Annotated in this window: 12 protein-coding genes; 11 read left to right on the forward strand and 1 reads right to left on the reverse strand. The window is 64.8% G+C overall.

Annotation, left to right across the window (positions count from 1 at the left end; genetic code table 11):
• Positions 1–158: 158 nt before the first annotated feature.
• From folE2 to AC2FLM_RS16550, 3 genes are all read left to right on the forward strand, one after another.
• Complete coding sequence (gene folE2 / locus AC2FLM_RS16540; protein ID WP_496859184.1) at positions 159–1,262, forward strand: GTP cyclohydrolase FolE2; 1,104 nt, start codon at positions 159–161, stop codon at positions 1,260–1,262.
• A gap of 175 nt (positions 1,263–1,437) precedes the next feature.
• Entirely contained in the window at positions 1,438–1,830 is a 393-nt protein-coding gene (locus tag AC2FLM_RS16545) for a hypothetical protein (protein ID WP_496859185.1), read from the forward strand.
• Positions 1,831–1,880: 50 nt separating this feature from the next.
• Positions 1,881–3,329, forward strand: coding sequence for a TrkH family potassium uptake protein (locus AC2FLM_RS16550; RefSeq protein ID WP_234144852.1), 1,449 nt, complete (start codon positions 1,881–1,883; stop codon positions 3,327–3,329).
• A gap of 100 nt (positions 3,330–3,429) precedes the next feature.
• Here the strand turns inward: AC2FLM_RS16550 and AC2FLM_RS16555 are convergent, their stop codons facing one another.
• On the reverse strand, positions 3,430–5,181 hold the full coding sequence (locus tag AC2FLM_RS16555; RefSeq protein ID WP_496859186.1) for a serine protease: 1,752 nt from the start codon (positions 5,179–5,181) through the stop codon (positions 3,430–3,432).
• Positions 5,182–5,390: 209 nt separating this feature from the next.
• On the opposite strand from AC2FLM_RS16555, the gene AC2FLM_RS16560 reads away from it, so the two are divergent.
• The 8 genes from AC2FLM_RS16560 (at position 5,391) to AC2FLM_RS16595 (ending at position 16,079) form a co-directional block, all read left to right on the forward strand.
• Positions 5,391–6,326, forward strand: coding sequence for a glycine--tRNA ligase subunit alpha (locus AC2FLM_RS16560; RefSeq protein WP_496859187.1), 936 nt, complete (start codon positions 5,391–5,393; stop codon positions 6,324–6,326).
• Between the two features lie 25 nt (positions 6,327–6,351).
• Positions 6,352–7,038 (forward strand): FkbM family methyltransferase, encoded by a 687-nt coding sequence (locus tag AC2FLM_RS16565; protein WP_496859188.1) that lies wholly within the window; start codon positions 6,352–6,354, stop codon positions 7,036–7,038.
• A 32-nt stretch (positions 7,039–7,070) separates the two neighbouring features.
• The gene (locus AC2FLM_RS16570; protein ID WP_234218987.1) at positions 7,071–7,595 is read left to right on the forward strand and encodes a DUF6446 family protein; all 525 of its coding nucleotides are present in this window, start codon (positions 7,071–7,073) and stop codon (positions 7,593–7,595) included.
• Positions 7,596–7,613: 18 nt separating this feature from the next.
• A complete protein-coding gene (gltS, locus tag AC2FLM_RS16575) occupies positions 7,614–8,825 on the forward strand; it encodes a sodium/glutamate symporter (RefSeq protein WP_496859189.1) in 1,212 nt (403 codons plus the stop codon).
• Between the two features lie 9 nt (positions 8,826–8,834).
• Positions 8,835–11,042 carry a glycine--tRNA ligase subunit beta gene (gene glyS / locus AC2FLM_RS16580; protein ID WP_496859190.1) on the forward strand — a complete coding sequence of 736 codons (2,208 nt, stop codon included), beginning with the start codon at positions 8,835–8,837 and terminating at the stop codon, positions 11,040–11,042.
• A 122-nt stretch (positions 11,043–11,164) separates the two neighbouring features.
• Entirely contained in the window at positions 11,165–13,822 is a 2,658-nt protein-coding gene (ppdK, locus tag AC2FLM_RS16585; protein ID WP_234184066.1) for a pyruvate, phosphate dikinase, read from the forward strand.
• 158 nt (positions 13,823–13,980) lie between these two features.
• Positions 13,981–14,625 (forward strand): cell wall hydrolase, encoded by a 645-nt coding sequence (locus tag AC2FLM_RS16590; protein ID WP_496859191.1) that lies wholly within the window; start codon positions 13,981–13,983, stop codon positions 14,623–14,625.
• A 77-nt stretch (positions 14,626–14,702) separates the two neighbouring features.
• Positions 14,703–16,079, forward strand: coding sequence for a multicopper oxidase family protein (locus AC2FLM_RS16595; protein WP_234169672.1), 1,377 nt, complete (start codon positions 14,703–14,705; stop codon positions 16,077–16,079).
• Positions 16,080–16,111 lie beyond the last annotated feature (32 nt).

Below are 16,111 nucleotides of genomic sequence, written 5' to 3' on the forward strand. Positions count from 1 at the left end.
GCTTTGCGACCGGCAGGGGCATTGTGCCGGTTTCGGACATCGACGCGGTGGGTTTTGCAGGAAAAACAAATCCACTCTGCTATGTTCTACGTAACAGGGAGCATTGGAACCCTGAGCGGGATCAGCTATGAAACCGCGATCAATCGAGGACGCACGGCATGAACATTCACCCTCGCGATGTGACCCCCACCCCGGATCGGGACGAGGCCGAGGCCGCGCTGGACGTGCTGCGGCGCTGGGCAGCCAAGGCGAGCGCGACCGAGGTCAGCCTGCTTGATCCTGCGGTGGCCAGACTGATCCCCGGCGCCGTGCCATCCAACTATCCCGACCTGTCGCGCCACTATCCGCAGGACTTCGTCGCCGACGAAGCCTATCGCGACACGCTGCCCGATCTGCAGAACGGGCCCGCCAGTCTTATCCGCGGCGCAAAGCAGCAGATCCAGCATGTGGGCATCTCGAATTTCCGCCTGCCGATCCGCTTTCATCGCAAGGGCGGTGACGATCTGACACTGGAAACCTCGGTGACCGGCACGGTGAGTCTGGATGCCGAGAAGAAGGGCATCAACATGTCCCGCATCATGCGGTCGTTCTACAAACATGCCGAGCGCACCTTCAGTTTCGAGGTGATGGAAGCGGCGCTGGACGACTACATGACCGATCTGGACACGTTTGACGCGCGCATCCAGATGCGGTTCTCGTTTCCCGACAAGGTGCGCAGCCTGCGCTCGGGGCTGGAGGGATACCAGTATTACGACATCGCGCTGGAGCTGGTCGAAAAGGATGGCGAACGGCTCAAGATCATACATCTCGACTATGTCTACTCCTCGACCTGTCCCTGTTCGCTGGAGCTGAGTGAGCACGCGCGATCGGCGCGCGGCCAGCTGGCCACCCCGCACTCACAGCGTTCGGTGGCGCGGATTTCGGTAGTGGTCGATTGCAACGCCGATTGCCTGTGGTTCGAGGATCTGATCGCGCTCTGCCGCCGGGCAGTACCGACCGAGACCCAGGTGATGGTCAAGCGCGAGGACGAGCAGGCCTTTGCCGAGTTGAATGCCGCCAATCCGATCTTTGTCGAGGATGCGGCGCGGTTGTTCTGTGCCGAGTTGCAGGCCGATCACCATGTCGGCGACTTCCGGGTGATCGCCAGCCACCAGGAAAGTCTGCACAGCCATGACGCGGTGTCGATCCTGACCGAGGGCCCCACTTTTGCTTCGGCCAGCCTCGACCCGCGCCTGTTCACCACGCTGTTCCACATCGGATAGCCGGAGTCTTGGACAATCGGGCGGCGCAATGGCGGATTTGTGCCGCGCTGCGGCATTTTTTGCTGCGCAAGCACGGGTTGTGTGCCGTAGACTGGCCTTGATGCAGATTCGCTTTTCGGGCCGCCCCGCTTCCCGGCCGGATGCTGCATTCGCCCGATCTGTCTGATGGAGTAAGATGGCGATGCTACAGATGACCTCTCCGCTGCATGTTCAGGCCGCCGCCTATCGGCTGGCCGGATATGCGATCAGCAACCAGTTGCGCGTGATGCATATCCTGTCCCGCGCGGCGCTCAATGCGCCGCTTGCGCAGGTTCAGGCGTTGCAGGCGGCCGCTTCGGCCCCTGCATCGAAAAAGAAGCCGGCATCTGCGAAAACGGTGTCAAAGCAGGAGGCAGCCGGCGAAGCGACGGAGGTAACCGAAGTGGTCGCCAAGTCCGCCATGGCGCAGGAGCCCGAACCCAAACAGCCGATGACGCCGGTCGCGGCAGCACATCCGGCCCCCCGTCGGCGGCGCAAACCCGCGACACCGGCGCCCATGCCGGTAAAGGAAGAGTCCTCGGACAAGTGACGCGCGCAGCCGCTTGACTCCGGCGCCGAGGGGCGCCAACCCTGCGCCTCATGTTGGACATGCGCCCCGTCGGATATGTGATCGGTCTGCTGGTTGCCATTCTTGGCGCCACCATGGTGTTTCCCCTTGCCGCCGACCTGATCGATGGGCGCGGCGAATGGCCGGTCTTTCTGCAAAGCGGCGTGATAACCGTGCTGACCGGGGGCATTCTGGCGCTGAGCTGTGCCAATGGCGTCCGCGAGGGGCTGACCATCCAGCAGACCTTTCTGCTGACCACGCTGGTCTGGGTGGCGCTGCCGCTGTTCGGCGCCTTGCCGTTCATGTTCGGCGCGACGGAACTGCGCTTTGTCGATGCGTTCTTCGAGGCGATGTCGGGCCTCACCACCACCGGCTCCACCGTGATTGCCGGGCTGGACGGTCTGCCGCGGGGGCTGCTCTTGTGGCGCGGCGTGCTGCAATGGCTGGGCGGCATCGGGATCATCGTGGTGGCGATGGTGTTCCTGCCCGAATTGCGGGTGGGGGGCATGCAGATCTTCCGCTCGGAAGGGTTCGACACGATGGGCAAGATCCTGCCCCGCGCGCAGGAGATCGCGGGCCAGATCACGGTGATCTACGTGGCGCTGACCTTTGCCTGTGCCCTGGTCTATGGCGCGCTGGGGATGAGTTTCTTCGACGCGCTGGTGCATTCGCTGACCACGGTCTCGACCGGTGGATTTTCGAATTACGACGCCTCGTTCGGGACTTTCCAGGGCCTGCCGGAATATGCCGCCTCGGTCTTCATGATCCTCGCGGCGCTACCCTTCGTGCGCTATGTGCAGATGGTCAACGGCCACTCGGCGCCGCTGTTCCGCGACAGCCAGGTGCATGTGTTCCTCATCGTCATCGCGATCCTGGTCGGAATGACCACCGTGGTTTTGACAACGGTGTTTCCACATCATGTCGAACAGGCCTTTCGCGAGGCGCTGTTCAACATCACCTCGATCATCTCGGGCACCGGCTATGCCAGCGTCGATTACATGGGCTGGGGCGGGTTCCTGGTGACCATGTTCTTTGTCATCGGGCTGATCGGCGGCTGCGCCGGATCGACCGCCTGTTCGGTGAAGATCTTCCGCTATCAGCTGCTTTTCGCCTCGATCAAGGTTCAGTTGCAACGGATCCGGACCCCGCACGGGGTGTTCCTGCCCCGCTTCCAGGGCCGTCCGATCGGGCCTGATGTGCTGGGCTCGGTGATGAGTTTCTTTGTCTTTTTCATCGTGACCATGGGTGTTCTGGCCTGGGGGCTGGCGCTGACCGGGCTCGATTTCATCACCGCGCTGTCGGGAGCCGCGACGGCGATTGCCAATGTGGGACCCGGCTTGGGAGACGAGATCGGGCCAGCGGGCAATTTCGCCGGGCTGAACGATGCTGCGAAATGGATGCTGAGCGTGGGCATGCTGATCGGGCGGCTCGAGGTCATGTCGGTCTATGTTCTCTTCACCGTGCAGTTCTGGCGCGCCTGACAGGGGTTAACCGTTTTTCGTCACGAAAAACGGCCTGGAAAACGGATGTTTTCCAGGCCGGAATTTTTGCAAAATTCCGGCTTTGCCGGAACGCCGGGTCTCAATCCCAGCAGCTGACAAGAACCGTCATGCCGCTGGCGCGTCGGTTCAGTTCGTCCGGAGTGATCCGGCCTGTCGGCGCCGCCTCACGTGGGGTCATTCCCGAAGCGGCGAGCACGTCGCGCAGGGCCTGCGCCTTGGCGGCAAAGCTTACTCCGCGTGGCAATTGCTGGCCGGTTGCCGGTTGCGGCAGCAGCATGCCCACCACCGCGCCCTGGTCGTCGATCACTGGCCCGCCTGCATCGCCCGTTTGAACCAGCAGACCCATCCGCGCCAGTTCGGTTTCACCGCGCAGGCCCTTGACGTCATCGAGCGTTCCAAAGGTCAGCGTCGGGGCGCCCAGGATACCTTCGTAGGCATAGCCCGCCACCGTGATCTCGGCGCCCAGGCGCGGCATCTCGCGGCCCAATCCGGCCACCACCATGGGTGCGAGCGCCTGATCTGGCCGCAGCACCGCCACGCCCAGACCGGCATCGGTGTCGACCACTCGCGCGTCATAGCTTCCATCCAGCGTTACGCGGGTGCAGCCCTGCACCGCCTCGGCCACGGTCATCACCGTGCCCTTGCCATCGATAAAGAAGCCCGAGCGCGACAGGCGCGGCTTGCGGATTTCCAGCCCCGAGACCAGATCGACGTTTTGTACCGCGTCGCCACCCGCCGCCGGGTCCAGTACCCCGTCGGTGCGGGTAAAGCTTGCCCGCATCGCATCCAGAACCCTGGTGCGGCGATCCTCGTCGCCGGTAGGCCAGATCAGGGTAAAACCCTTGATCTCGCCGCCACTCAGCGCAGCCTCGGTATAGGATACGATGCCATTGCCGCGCCCTTCGAGTGTGAAGCTGTCGCTGCGCCGTTCGCGCGGACCGTCCAGCGGCACGATCTCCAGCGTCTGCATGATGTCATAGAGGCCGTAGAGTGTCGCCTTGTCGCCGGGCTGACTGATCAGCAGCACCCGTGCGCCCAGCGTGTCAGAGGCATCGAAATGGGCAAAGGGCGCCTCGTAGCGGCTGAACCGGACCACGCCCAGCGGCAGGTCCATTTCGATCCCGGCAGCGGTGTCGCGGTGACGCGCCATGCCGGTCGAGATCAGCGGCGCGTTGTACTGATCCATCAGCACCTTGCGCTGGCGGGTGGTCAGCACGCCGGTCACCTCGAACCCGTTGAAGCCCTGCCAGTCGGCCATCGACCGGCGCGTGCCAGCGCCAAAGGCGCCGTCGATTGCGGCATTGTAAAAGCCGGCCGCCTGCAATGCGATCTGCAACTCCTGCCGCTCTTCCCGGCTCAGCGCCTGTTCGCTGCGGCGGGCCTGGGCAGGGGTTTCGTCCGCGGGTTCCGGCTGCACCTGCGGCGTTGCTTCGGCCACCGGCTCGGGCGCGGTCTGCTCGACCGGCGCGACAACCGCGCCCCGGTTCAGCAGATCCGAGCCCACCGGCCAGAATTGTTGCCCCAGCGCGCCTGACAGGGCGATGAAACTGTCGCTCGGGATGCGCCGCTCGGCCCGATACACCCGCAATACCTGTTCGGCATCGTCCCGCAGATAGGGGCCCAGCACGATCCCGTACCAGCCCCCGCCAAGCGAGAAACCAGCCACGTCCGACAGGTCGGCGGCATAGGCCTGCGCGCGCTCTTGCGCCGTGCGCAGATTGGGTTGTGCCTCGATCTGGACCCAGACCACCTCATTGGCGGATTGCTGGGCCTGCGCGGCTGTGGAAATCAGAAAAAAAAGAGTAAGGACGGCGATCAGCGGTCTTATCATTGTTGGGTCTCGTACCTTCAAATACGTATCGTCCTCGCAGGTTATGCAGGAATTGCCGGCAAATGCCATGGGGCAGACATGCGGTATGGGCCGGTGTGGCGATATCAGCGCAGCGGCGGGCCGGCGCAGGGCAGAAGCGCCGTTGACGCTGGAGGGGCGGTTGCATAGGAAAGGCGCGATCCTATCGCCATCCAGCGCCCGAGGCCGTCATGACCAACCCGCCCCCCACCGCTCCGCGTTCCTTCCAGGAAATCATCCTGCGGCTGCAAACCTATTGGGCGTCCAGGGGCTGCGCCATTCTGCAACCCTATGACATGGAGGTCGGCGCGGGTACCTTCCACCCGGCCACGACCCTGCGCGCGCTGGGAAGCAGCCCATGGGCTGCGGCTTATGTGCAGCCGTCGCGCCGCCCGACCGACGGGCGCTATGGCGAGAACCCCAACCGGCTTCAGCACTACTACCAGTACCAGGTGTTGATCAAACCCAGCCCGCCGGATCTGCAAGAGCTGTATCTCGGCTCGCTGGAGGCCATCGGCATCGACATGGCGCTGCATGACATTCGCTTTGTCGAGGATGACTGGGAAAGCCCAACGCTGGGCGCCTGGGGCCTGGGCTGGGAGGTCTGGTGCGACGGCATGGAGGTGAGCCAGTTCACCTATTTCCAACAGGTGGGCGGGTATGATTGCGCGCCGGTCTCGGGCGAACTGACCTACGGTCTGGAGCGACTGGCCATGTATGTGCTGGGGATCGACCATGTGATGGACATGCCCTTCAACGACCCGCAATCTCCGATTCCGCTGACTTATGGCGACGTGTTCAAGCAGACCGAAGAGGAATACGCGCGCTGGAATTTCGATGTGGCCAATACCGAGGTGCTGCTTCGGCATTTCGAAGAGGCCGAGGCGGAATGCGCCGCGATCCTGGCGCAAAGCCATGACGACCCCAAGACCGGCAAGCGCATCGTGATGGCGCATCCGGCTTATGACCAGTGCATCAAGGCCAGCCATATCTTCAACCTGCTGGATGCACGCGGCGTGATCTCGGTGACCGAGCGGCAGGCCTATATCGGCCGGGTGCGGGCGCTGGCCAAGCAATGCGCGGATGCGTTTGTGCAGACCGCTGCCGGGGGCTATGCTGCGGCCTGAGGACAACAGGGCAGGGGCAACCGCCATGGATCAGGCAACACGCGACGCCTATGAGGAGAAGCTGCGCAAGGCGCGGCGCCGGTTGAAACGTCATGTCCGCACGGCGCAAAGCGAGGGTTTCATGACCGGGGCCGCCGCGATGCTGCGACCGGGCGATGTGGTGATCGACTGCGGCGCCAATGTCGGTGACGTTACCGAGGTGCTGTCCGCGACCGGCGCAACCGTGCATTGTTTCGAGCCTGACCCCTATGCTTTTTCCCTGCTCGAAGACCGGTTCGGCGATGCCGCGAATGTGCATCTGCACAATCAGGCCGCCGGGGTGACGGCGGGCAGTATCGGCCTGATGCGCGCCGAAAGCTTTGGCGAGGACCCCAAAAAGAACACGGTGATGAGCACCACCCTGCCCGGCGGGCGGGGCATCAGCACCGAGACGGACAACGTGATCGAGGTCGAGATGATCGACTTTCCGGCCTTTCTGTCCGGGCTGGTCGCCGAACATGGCGATATCGCCATGCTCAAGATGGATATCGAAGGGGCCGAACTGGACATCCTCGAAGCGATGGAAGAGCGCGACCTGTTCGCGCCGGTCCGCGTCACCCTAGTCGAAACCCATGAACGCAAGTTTCCCGACCTGCGCCCGCGCTTTCGCGCGCTGAAAGAGCGGATCGGGGAGAAATACGCCACCAGCAAGGTCAATCTCGACTGGATCTGAATCCAGGTCCAGGCGGTCAATCGGAGAACCCCATGACAGGCAAGGTCTTGGTCATTGTGCTGCTGCTCTGCGGTGCGGCCGCCGGCGCGGCGATGTATTACCTTCAGGTCTACGGCTTTTACTACGAGGTCACGGCGACACCGGGCCAGGATGTGGCGCTGGTGCCGCTGGGTGGCGGCACGCCGCAACCCATAGCCTATGACGGGTTCCGGGCCATCGACGCCGACAGCTCGCCCATTCGGTACCGCGCCTGTTTCACCACCGATCTGACCCTAGATGCGCTGAGCGCAGGCTATGAACCCGCCGAAGCGCCCGAACCCTTGACCGCGCCCGCCTGGTTCGATTGCTACGACGCGACGGCCATTGCCGCGGCGCTGAAAGCCGGGACAGCGCGCGCCTATCTGGCGGCCAAGAACATCCACTATGGGGTGGACAGGATCGTCACCGTGGCCGAGGACGGGCGTGGCCATGTCTGGCATACGCTCAACAATTGCGGGCAAAAGGCCTATGACGGTACCGTGGTCGGCGAGGAATGTCCGCCGCGCCCCGAAAACTGAAGCGACAGGCGGAAACCGGTGACAGAGACACTGCACATATCCGCCTTCATGACCGTGACCCTGGGGCTGGCGGTCTATCTGATCGGTGTACGTATCAATGACCGGCTGCCGTTTCTGGAACGGTTCAGCATCCCCGAACCGGTGACGGGCGGGTTGCTCGCCTCGCTGGTGGTGCTGGGCCTCTATTCCGGCTTCGGTATCGAACTGGCCTTTGACCTGACCGGGCGCGATTTCCTGCTGGTTCTGTTCTTTACCGGGATCGGGCTGAACGCGCGGCTTGGCGATCTGATCGCGGGCGGCAAGCCGCTGGCGATCCTCTTGGTGCTGACCCTGCTGACCATTCTGGCGCAGAACGTGATCGGGGTTCTGGGCGCGGTGGTGTTCGGCTTTCCGCCGCAGGCGGGAGTGCTGTTCGGCTCGGCCTCGCTGATCGGGGGACACGGCACCGCCATCGCCTGGGCGCCCGAGGTTGCGCGGGCCACGGGCCTGGCCTCGGCCACCGAACTGGGGGTCGCGGTGGCGACGCTGGGTCTGGTGATTGCGGCGCTGATCGGCGGGCCCATCGCCACCTATCTGGTCGACAGCCGCAACCTGACCCCGAACCGCCCGGACGAGGAACTGACCGTTGGTCTGCCCAACGAGATGGACGAGGAACCGCCCCGGATCGACCACAAGTCGCTGATGCGGGTGCTGTTCACGCTGAACGTGGCGATCCTGCTGGGCTTTGCGCTGCATGAAACCATCGACCAGATGGGCCTGAAACTGCCGCTTTTCGTGCCCTGCCTGCTGACCGCCATCGTGGTGGGCAACCTGCGCACGGCGCTGTTTCCGCGCGCCCCGCGCGTGTCGCGCACGCCGACGCTGGCGCTGATCTCGGAATTTGCGCTGGGCGCGTTCCTGGCGATGTCGCTGATGAGCCTGCAACTCTGGACCATTGCCGAGACCGGCCTGGCGCTGGCGGTGATCATCGCGCTTCAGACGCTGTTTGCCCTTGGCTTCATCCTGCTGGTCCTGTTTCGCGCCATGGGTGGCGGGTATCGCGCGGCGGTGCTGGCGGCGGGGTTCGGCGGCTTTGCCCTCGGCGCCACACCCACCGCGATTGCAAATATGACGGCCGTGACCAAGCGCTATGGCCCGTCGCCTCTTGCCTTTATCGTGCTCCCCCTTGTATCCGCCTTCTTTGTGGATATCGCCAATGCGGTCGTCATCCAGATGATCGTCAATTTCTAAGGACCGACCATGCCCGACCTGCTGATCGAACTGTTTTCCGAGGAAATCCCCGCCCGCATGCAGGCGCGTGCCGGTGAGGACCTGAAAAAGCGGATCACCGACGGTCTGGTCGAGGCGGGCCTGACCTATGGCCATGCAGCCGCGCTGACCACCCCGCGCCGCCTGACGCTGGCCATCGAGGGGCTGTTGGGCGAAAGTCCCACCATCCGCGAAGAGCGCAAGGGCCCCAAGGTCGGGGCCCCGGAACAGGCGGTCGAGGGATTTCTGCGCGGGGCCGGGATCACCCGTGACCAATTGGAAGAGCGGGACACGCCCAAGGGTGCGATCTGGTTTGCCACCATCGAGAAGCCGGGCCGCCCGGCGGCGGCGATCGTGGCCGAGGTGCTGGAAAACACCATTCGCAATTTCCCCTGGCCCAAGTCGATGCGCTGGGGTGCGGGCTCCTTGCGCTGGGTGCGGCCGTTGCAGTCGATCCTGTGCATCCTCACCACCGAGGCCGGGGCCGAGGTGGTGCCGCTCGACATCGACGGGATCCGGGCGGGCGACAGCACCGCGGGCCACCGCTTCATGGCACCGGCCCGGTTTTCCGTCACCTCGTTCGAGGACTACCAGACAAAGCTCAAGCGTGCGCACGTGGTGTTGGACCCCGCCGAGCGGGCGGACCACATCTGGAACGACGCCCAGAACCTGGCCTTTGCCGCCGGGCTGGAACTGGTCGAGGACAAGGGGCTGTTGGCCGAGGTCGCGGGACTGGTCGAATGGCCCGTGGTGCTGATGGGAGAGATCGGGGCCGAGTTCCTCGACCTGCCGGCGGAGGTGCTGCAAACCTCGATGCGCGAGCATCAGAAATTCTTCTCGGTCCGGAACCCCAAGACAGGCCGGATCGAACGGTTTGTGACCGTCGCCAACCGCGAGACCGCCGACAATGGCGCCACCATCCTGGCGGGCAACCAGAAGGTGCTGTCGGCGCGTCTGGCCGATGCCAAGTTCTTCTGGGACAACGATCTGCGCGTGGCGCATGCGGGCATGTCCGACTGGACGGACGCGCTTGAAAACGTGACCTTCCACAACAAGCTCGGCAGCCAGGGCGACCGCATCCGCCGCATTGCCGCGCTGGCGCGCGAACTGGCCCCGGTGGTGGGCGCCGATGCCACGCAGGCGGAACAGGCCGCAACGCTGGCCAAGGTCGATCTGAGTTCCGAGATGGTCTATGAGTTTCCCGAACTTCAGGGACTTATGGGGCGCTATTACATCGCGACCTCTGGTCAGGACGCGGCCATTGCCGCCGTGGCCCAAGACCACTATTCGCCGCTTGGCCCCTCGGATGACGTGCCGACCGCGCCTCTTTCTGTGACCGTGGCGCTGGCCGACAAGCTTGATACGCTCACCGGCTTTTGGGCCATCGACGAGAAACCCACCGGCTCCAAGGATCCGTTTGCGCTTCGCCGCGCCGCGCTGGGTGTGATCCGGTTGGTGCTGGCCAACGACCTGCGTCTGCCGCTCGATCGGCCCATCGATGCACAGCTTGTGCGGCACAAGTACCATGCCAGCAATGGCGAGGCCACGCTGTCCGACCTGCTGGACGAGATCGCAGATCACGGCGTGTTCGGCGCGGCCTTCGAGACCATCAAGGAAAAGTTGGGTGATGCGGACGCGCTCGAGGCACTGGCCGGGGACGTTCCCGATCTTTCCGCCGACCTGCTTTCCTTCATCCATGACCGGCTCAAGGTCTTTCTGCGCGACGAGGGCATCCGCCACGACGTGATCGACGCCTGTATCGCGATGGAGGGCAACGACGACCTCAACCTGCTGGTCAAACGCGCCCGCGCGCTCAACACGGTGATCGCCACCGAGGATGGCGAGAACCTGGTGCAGGGCTTCAAGCGCGCCAACAACATCCTGACCCAGGCCGAAGAAAAGGACGGGGTCGAATACTCCTTTGGCGCCGATATCAAATTCGCCGAAGCCGACAGCGAAAAGGCGCTGTTTGCCGCGCTGGATCAGGCTGAGGCAACCATCGGCGCCGCGCTCAAGATCGAGGATTTCGCCGCAGCGATGACGGCCATGGCCGCCCTGCGTACGCCGGTCGATGCCTTCTTCGAAGAGGTGCAGATCAATTCCGACAATCAGGTGGTGCGCCGCAACCGCCTGAACCTGCTCAGCCATATCCGCAAGGTCTGTTCCAGTGTCGCCGATCTGACACGGATCGACGGTTGAGGCATCGCAACGGGGGGCGGTCGGGCCTCGGTCGCTCCTGTTTTGCATGGTAAGAACACGCAGCGGGCAGGGCCTGTACCGGGTTCCGCTAGCCCGGCTTCTTTCTGGTTCTAAATATTCATATGCCCCGTAGCCGCTGGCACCGGCTGCGCGCACATGGCGCTTGCGCCGCCTTCAAACGCCCTTATTCTGCACGCAAACCAAAAGGTGCCGCAGTGCAGAATAATCCGAACACCACGCTGATCACCGCCACCGCACCGGTGGCAACAGGCACTCATGGCGGCCGCGCCAAATGTCTGCAACGTCTGGTACGCCTCGACCTGCCGGTGCCGCGGACGGTGGCGCTGTCCTTTTCGGCGGTGCATGACATCGCGCAAGGCCAACTGCCCGATATCGCGGCCATTGTCGGTCAGTTCGAACCGACCGCTTTGCTCTGTGTGCGGCCCAGCTCCGAGGACCCTGATTGGGGTGGGCCCGGCGCGGTGCTGAATATCGGCATGAACGATGCCCGTTTCGTTGAACTGAGCGACAGGATGGGGGCCGAGGCGGCGGCGGCGCTCTACCTGCGCTTCGTGCAGACCTTTGCCATTCACGTGGCCCGTCTGGACCCGGACGTGTTCGACGAGATCGAGGCCGACGGGCGCGAGGGGCTGCGCCAGTCTCTGCGCGCCTATGAGGACGAGACCGACGAGAACTTTCCCCAGGATCCGGGCGAGCAACTGGCCGCCGTGCTGCGCTCGATGGCACGCGCGTGGGAGGGCACCTCGGCCCGGCTGTTGCGTCAGGCCAAGGGTGCGCCCGCCGATGCGGGGCTGGGCCTTGTGGTGCAGGAAATGATCCCTGGCCTCGGCCAGGGTGAATGCGGCTCGGGCGTGCTGCAACTGGTGGAACCGGCGACCGGCCTGCCACAGATCACCGGCCGCTACCTGAGCCAGAGCCAGGGCCGCGACGCGCTGGGGGCGGGGGCCGAGGCGCTCTATCTCGAAAAGGACCCGCGCGGCGTCTCGCTCGAGGATGTGGCGCCCGAGGCCTTTGCCGCGCTCAAGCAGCACGCGGCGCTGATGCGCGAGAAGCTGCGCGAGGAGATGCAGGTCGAATTCGTGATCGAGGCGGGGCGCGTGCATATTCTCGACGGCGTCCGGGTGCCACGTAGCGCCCGGGCGGCGCTGCGCATCGCGGTACGGCTGGCCGAGGATGGCATCATCCCGCAGCAAGAGGCGGTGATGCGGATCGACCCGCATTCAGTGAACGAATTGTTGCACCGGCAGGTGCACCCGCAGGCCCGGCGCGACGTGCTGACCACCGGTATCGCCGCCAGCCCGGGGGCGGCCACCGGCAAGATCGTGTTCACCGCCGCCGAGGCGCAGGCCAGCGCGGCGCGGGGCGAGCCTTGCGTGCTGGTGCGCCGCGAGACCTCGCCCGAGGATGTACGTGGCATGCATGCGGCCGTGGCGGTGCTGACCGAACGGGGTGGCATGACGAGCCATGCGGCGGTGATCGGGAGGGGCCTCGGCCTGCCCTGTATCGTGGGTGCGTCCGAGATGGAGTTCCAGACCAAGGCGCGCATGATCAAGGCGCCCGACGGGCGGGTGTTCCGCACCGGTGACATCCTGACCATCGATGGCAGTTCCGGCCAGGTGCTGGCGGGCGAACCCGAGATGATGGAGGCGGCGCTGGATGACAGTTTCCAGACCCTGATGGCCTGGGCCGATGCCGAACGCGATATCGGAATCCGCGCCAATGCCGACACACCCGCCGATGCCCAGGCGGCGCGCAATTTCGACGCGCAGGGAATCGGGCTCTGCCGGACCGAGCACATGTTCTTTGAACCCGGCCGCCTGACAGTGATGCGCGAGATGATCTTTGCCGCCACCCCGTCGGGGCGCAAGGCGGTGCTGGAACGGCTGCTGCCGATGCAGCGCGAGGATTTCGTGCAGCTTTTCCGCATCATGGAGGGCAAGCCGGTCTGCATCCGCCTGTTCGACCCGCCACTGCATGAATTCCTGCCCACCACCCGCAGCGGCCAGCGCGAACTGGCCGAGGCGCTGGACCTGCCGGTCAGCGACGTGACCCGCCGGGTCGAGGCGATGAGCGAATACAACCCCATGCTGGGCCTGCGAGGTGTGCGGCTGGGCGTCACCGTGCCCGAGATCTATGACATGCAGGCCCGCGCCATCTTCGAGGCGACGCTCGAGGCCAGCCGCAAGGGCGAACCTGTCGTGCCCGAGGTGATGATCCCGCTTGTCTCTGCCAAGCGCGAGGTGGAGCTGGTCAAGGCCCGCATCGACGCGGTTGCCGCCGCCGTCGCCTCCGAGCGCGGGCAGGAGTTCGACTATCGCCTGGGCGTCATGGTGGAAACCCCGCGCGCGTGTTTGCGCGCCGACGAGATCGCCGCCTGCGCCTCGTTCCTCAGCTTCGGCACCAATGACCTGACCCAGATGACCTATGGCCTGTCGCGCGACGATGCCGGACGCTTCATGTCTGCCTATGTCCGCCAGGGCGTATTCTCGGAAGATCCGTTCCACGTGCTCGATCGCGACGGGGTGGGGGAATTGCTGAAACTGGGCGTCGAGCGTGGTCGCCGGGCACAGCCCGGAGTCACCGTTTCGGTCTGCGGCGAACATGGCGGAAACCCCGAATCAATCGCCTTTTGCCGGGCCGCCGGTTTCGACTATGTGTCCTGTTCGCCCTTCCGGGTGCCGGTGGCGCGACTGGCCGCCGCGCAACTGGCGATTTCGGATAAACTTGGTGTTTCAAACGACTTGAACGTCAAAATATAGCGGTTTTGGGGGCGCTCTCGTGGCTTGCGTTTTTGCGAAGCGACCCCAGAAATCCCTTGCAAATTTGCAAAAACTGGATCTTTGCGCCCGACTGGAGTATGGGCTTTCTGCGCCGAGTGGGGAGGAACTGGCGCGCGACGCTTGATGTGGGGTAGAAGATGAATAGATTTGTTCTGACAGTTTTACTGTCGGCCGCCGTGACGCTGCCGGATTTTGCCCTCGCGGATCGCGGGCCAGAGGCCGTCGGAGTCGTGCAGCAGACCGAAGCACCCCACAAGGGAAAAAGCTTTCGCGACTATCTCAAGACGCTGATGCCCAAGCCAGAGGAAGACGCCCCGGTGACCGAGGTGACCTTCTCGCGCTCGTGGATCGACCAGCAACCGCGCGCCAAGGGTGGCGAGCAATGGCAGTGCCTGGCAGAGGCCCTGTATTTCGAGGCCCGCGGCGAAACCGTGAAGGGCCAGTTCGCGGTGGCCGAAGTGATCCTGAACAGGGTCGAGAGCGAGCGCTTTCCGAACACGCCCTGCGGTGTGATCCGGCAGGGAACCGGGCGCAAGTATCAGTGCCAGTTCACCTATACCTGCGACGGGCGCAAGGAAGTCATCGCCGAGAAACAGGCCTATGAGCGGGTCGCCAAGGTTGCGCGCCTGGCCATGGACGGGGCCGCCGAAAGCCTGACGGACGGGGCCACCTATTACCACACCACCGCCGTGCGCCCGAGCTGGGCGCGCCGGTTCACCCAGACGGCCAAGATCGGGGTGCACCTGTTTTATCGGCATGGTCAGCGCACAGCGAGCAACTGATTGACGCACCCGCGCTGGAACCCTGCTGGCAGGGGCTTGGCGCAAGACTATATTGCGGGCGATGAAGGAGGCCCGCAATGCTGTTGACTCGCCGACATGTTCTGAAAGCCGCGGCTGCCAGCGCGCTGCTGCCGCGTCTGGCCGCAGCCGGGCCGGTCACTTTGACCGCGCGCGAGGCACGCCAGCAGATCGCGCCAGAGGGCTATCCCGACACCGCGATCTGGGGCTATGAGGGCGGCGCGCCCGGGCCTGAAATCCGGGTCGCACAGGGCGCGCGTCTCAGCCGCCGCCTGATGAACGAGCTTCCGCAACCGACCGCCGTGCATTGGCACGGCATCCGCATCGACAATGCGATGGACGGCGTGCCCGGCCTGACGCAACAGGCGGTGCCACAGGGTGGCAGTTTCGATTATGACTTCACCCTGCCTGACGCGGGCACCTATTGGTACCATTCGCATAACCGGTCGATGGAGCAGGTCGCGCGCGGTCTTTATGGACCCCTGATCGTCGACGAACCCAGCGCGCCCGATATCGACGGCGAATGGGTGCTGGTACTGGACGACTGGCGGCTCGACCCCGAAACCGGCGCGCTGGCGGGCGATTTCGACAATGGCCATGACCTCAGCCATGCCGGTCGGCTGGGCAACCTGCTGACGGTGAATGGCGGTTTCGACCCTGCCTATCCTGCGAGGCAGGGCGCGCGGCTGCGGCTGCGGCTGATCAACGCGGCCAATGCGCGGGTATTCGAACTGGGACTCGACGGCATGCAGGGCTGGATCGTGGCGCTGGACGGGATGCCGCTGGAGGAACCGCTGCCGGTCAGTGGTGCCTTTCCCCTGGCACCGGCGCAGCGGGCCGACCTGATCGTGGACATCACCGCCGAAAGCGGCACCGCCGCCAGCCTTCTCAGTATCGAGCGCGACGGTGGTTATGGCCTTTGCCGGTTCGACGTCGCGGGGCAGGGCGCGCGTGCCACCCGCGAGGCGCCTGTGCCATTGCCGCCCAACCCGCTGCCGGTGATCGAGGGGTTGGCCGACAGCCCGCTGCACCAGATGCGGCTGGAGGGCGGCGCGATGCGCTGGCTCGACAGCGCGCGGCTGGGCGAGACCGAGTTGAGCGGGCGCGAACTGGCGCAGCTGGGCCGGTTCTGGGCCCTGAACGGTCAGGCCGACCGGCCCGAAACCCCGTTCCTGGACGCCGCGCGCGGCAGCCTGCACCGGATCGCATTCGTCAACGAAACTGCCTTTGACCATGGTATGCACCTGCACGGCCACCATTTCCGGGTGATTGCCCCGAACGGAGAGCTTGGCCCCTGGCGCGATACGGTGTTGGTGGCGCGTGGTGAAACCCGCCAGATTGCGCTGGTCGCCGACAATCCGGGCGATTGGCTGTTGCATTGCCACATGCTGGGCCACGCGTCTTCGGGTATGACAAGCTGGTTTCGCGTCACCTGATGACGCATTCGATAACTGGTGCGGCGCATGTC

This window comes from Ruegeria sp. SAZD011 (assembly GCF_059612545.1).

Excerpts from the sequence above, each read along its gene's own strand:
- folE2 (WP_496859184.1), top strand. The coding sequence starts at position 159 with ATGAACATTCACCCTCGCGATGTGACCCCCACCCCGGATCGGGACGAG.
- AC2FLM_RS16545 (WP_496859185.1), top strand. The coding sequence starts at position 1,438 with ATGGCGATGCTACAGATGACCTCTCCGCTGCATGTTCAGGCCGCCGCC.
- AC2FLM_RS16550 (WP_234144852.1), top strand. The coding sequence starts at position 1,881 with ATGTTGGACATGCGCCCCGTCGGATATGTGATCGGTCTGCTGGTTGCC.
- AC2FLM_RS16555 (WP_496859186.1), bottom strand. The coding sequence starts at position 5,181 with ATGATAAGACCGCTGATCGCCGTCCTTACTCTTTTTTTTCTGATTTCC.
- AC2FLM_RS16560 (WP_496859187.1), top strand. The coding sequence starts at position 5,391 with ATGACCAACCCGCCCCCCACCGCTCCGCGTTCCTTCCAGGAAATCATC.
- AC2FLM_RS16565 (WP_496859188.1), top strand. The coding sequence starts at position 6,352 with ATGGATCAGGCAACACGCGACGCCTATGAGGAGAAGCTGCGCAAGGCG.
- AC2FLM_RS16570 (WP_234218987.1), top strand. The coding sequence starts at position 7,071 with ATGACAGGCAAGGTCTTGGTCATTGTGCTGCTGCTCTGCGGTGCGGCC.
- glyS (WP_496859190.1), top strand. The coding sequence starts at position 8,835 with ATGCCCGACCTGCTGATCGAACTGTTTTCCGAGGAAATCCCCGCCCGC.
- ppdK (WP_234184066.1), top strand. The coding sequence starts at position 11,165 with ATGCCCCGTAGCCGCTGGCACCGGCTGCGCGCACATGGCGCTTGCGCC.
- AC2FLM_RS16590 (WP_496859191.1), top strand. The coding sequence starts at position 13,981 with ATGAATAGATTTGTTCTGACAGTTTTACTGTCGGCCGCCGTGACGCTG.
- AC2FLM_RS16595 (WP_234169672.1), top strand. The coding sequence starts at position 14,703 with ATGCTGTTGACTCGCCGACATGTTCTGAAAGCCGCGGCTGCCAGCGCG.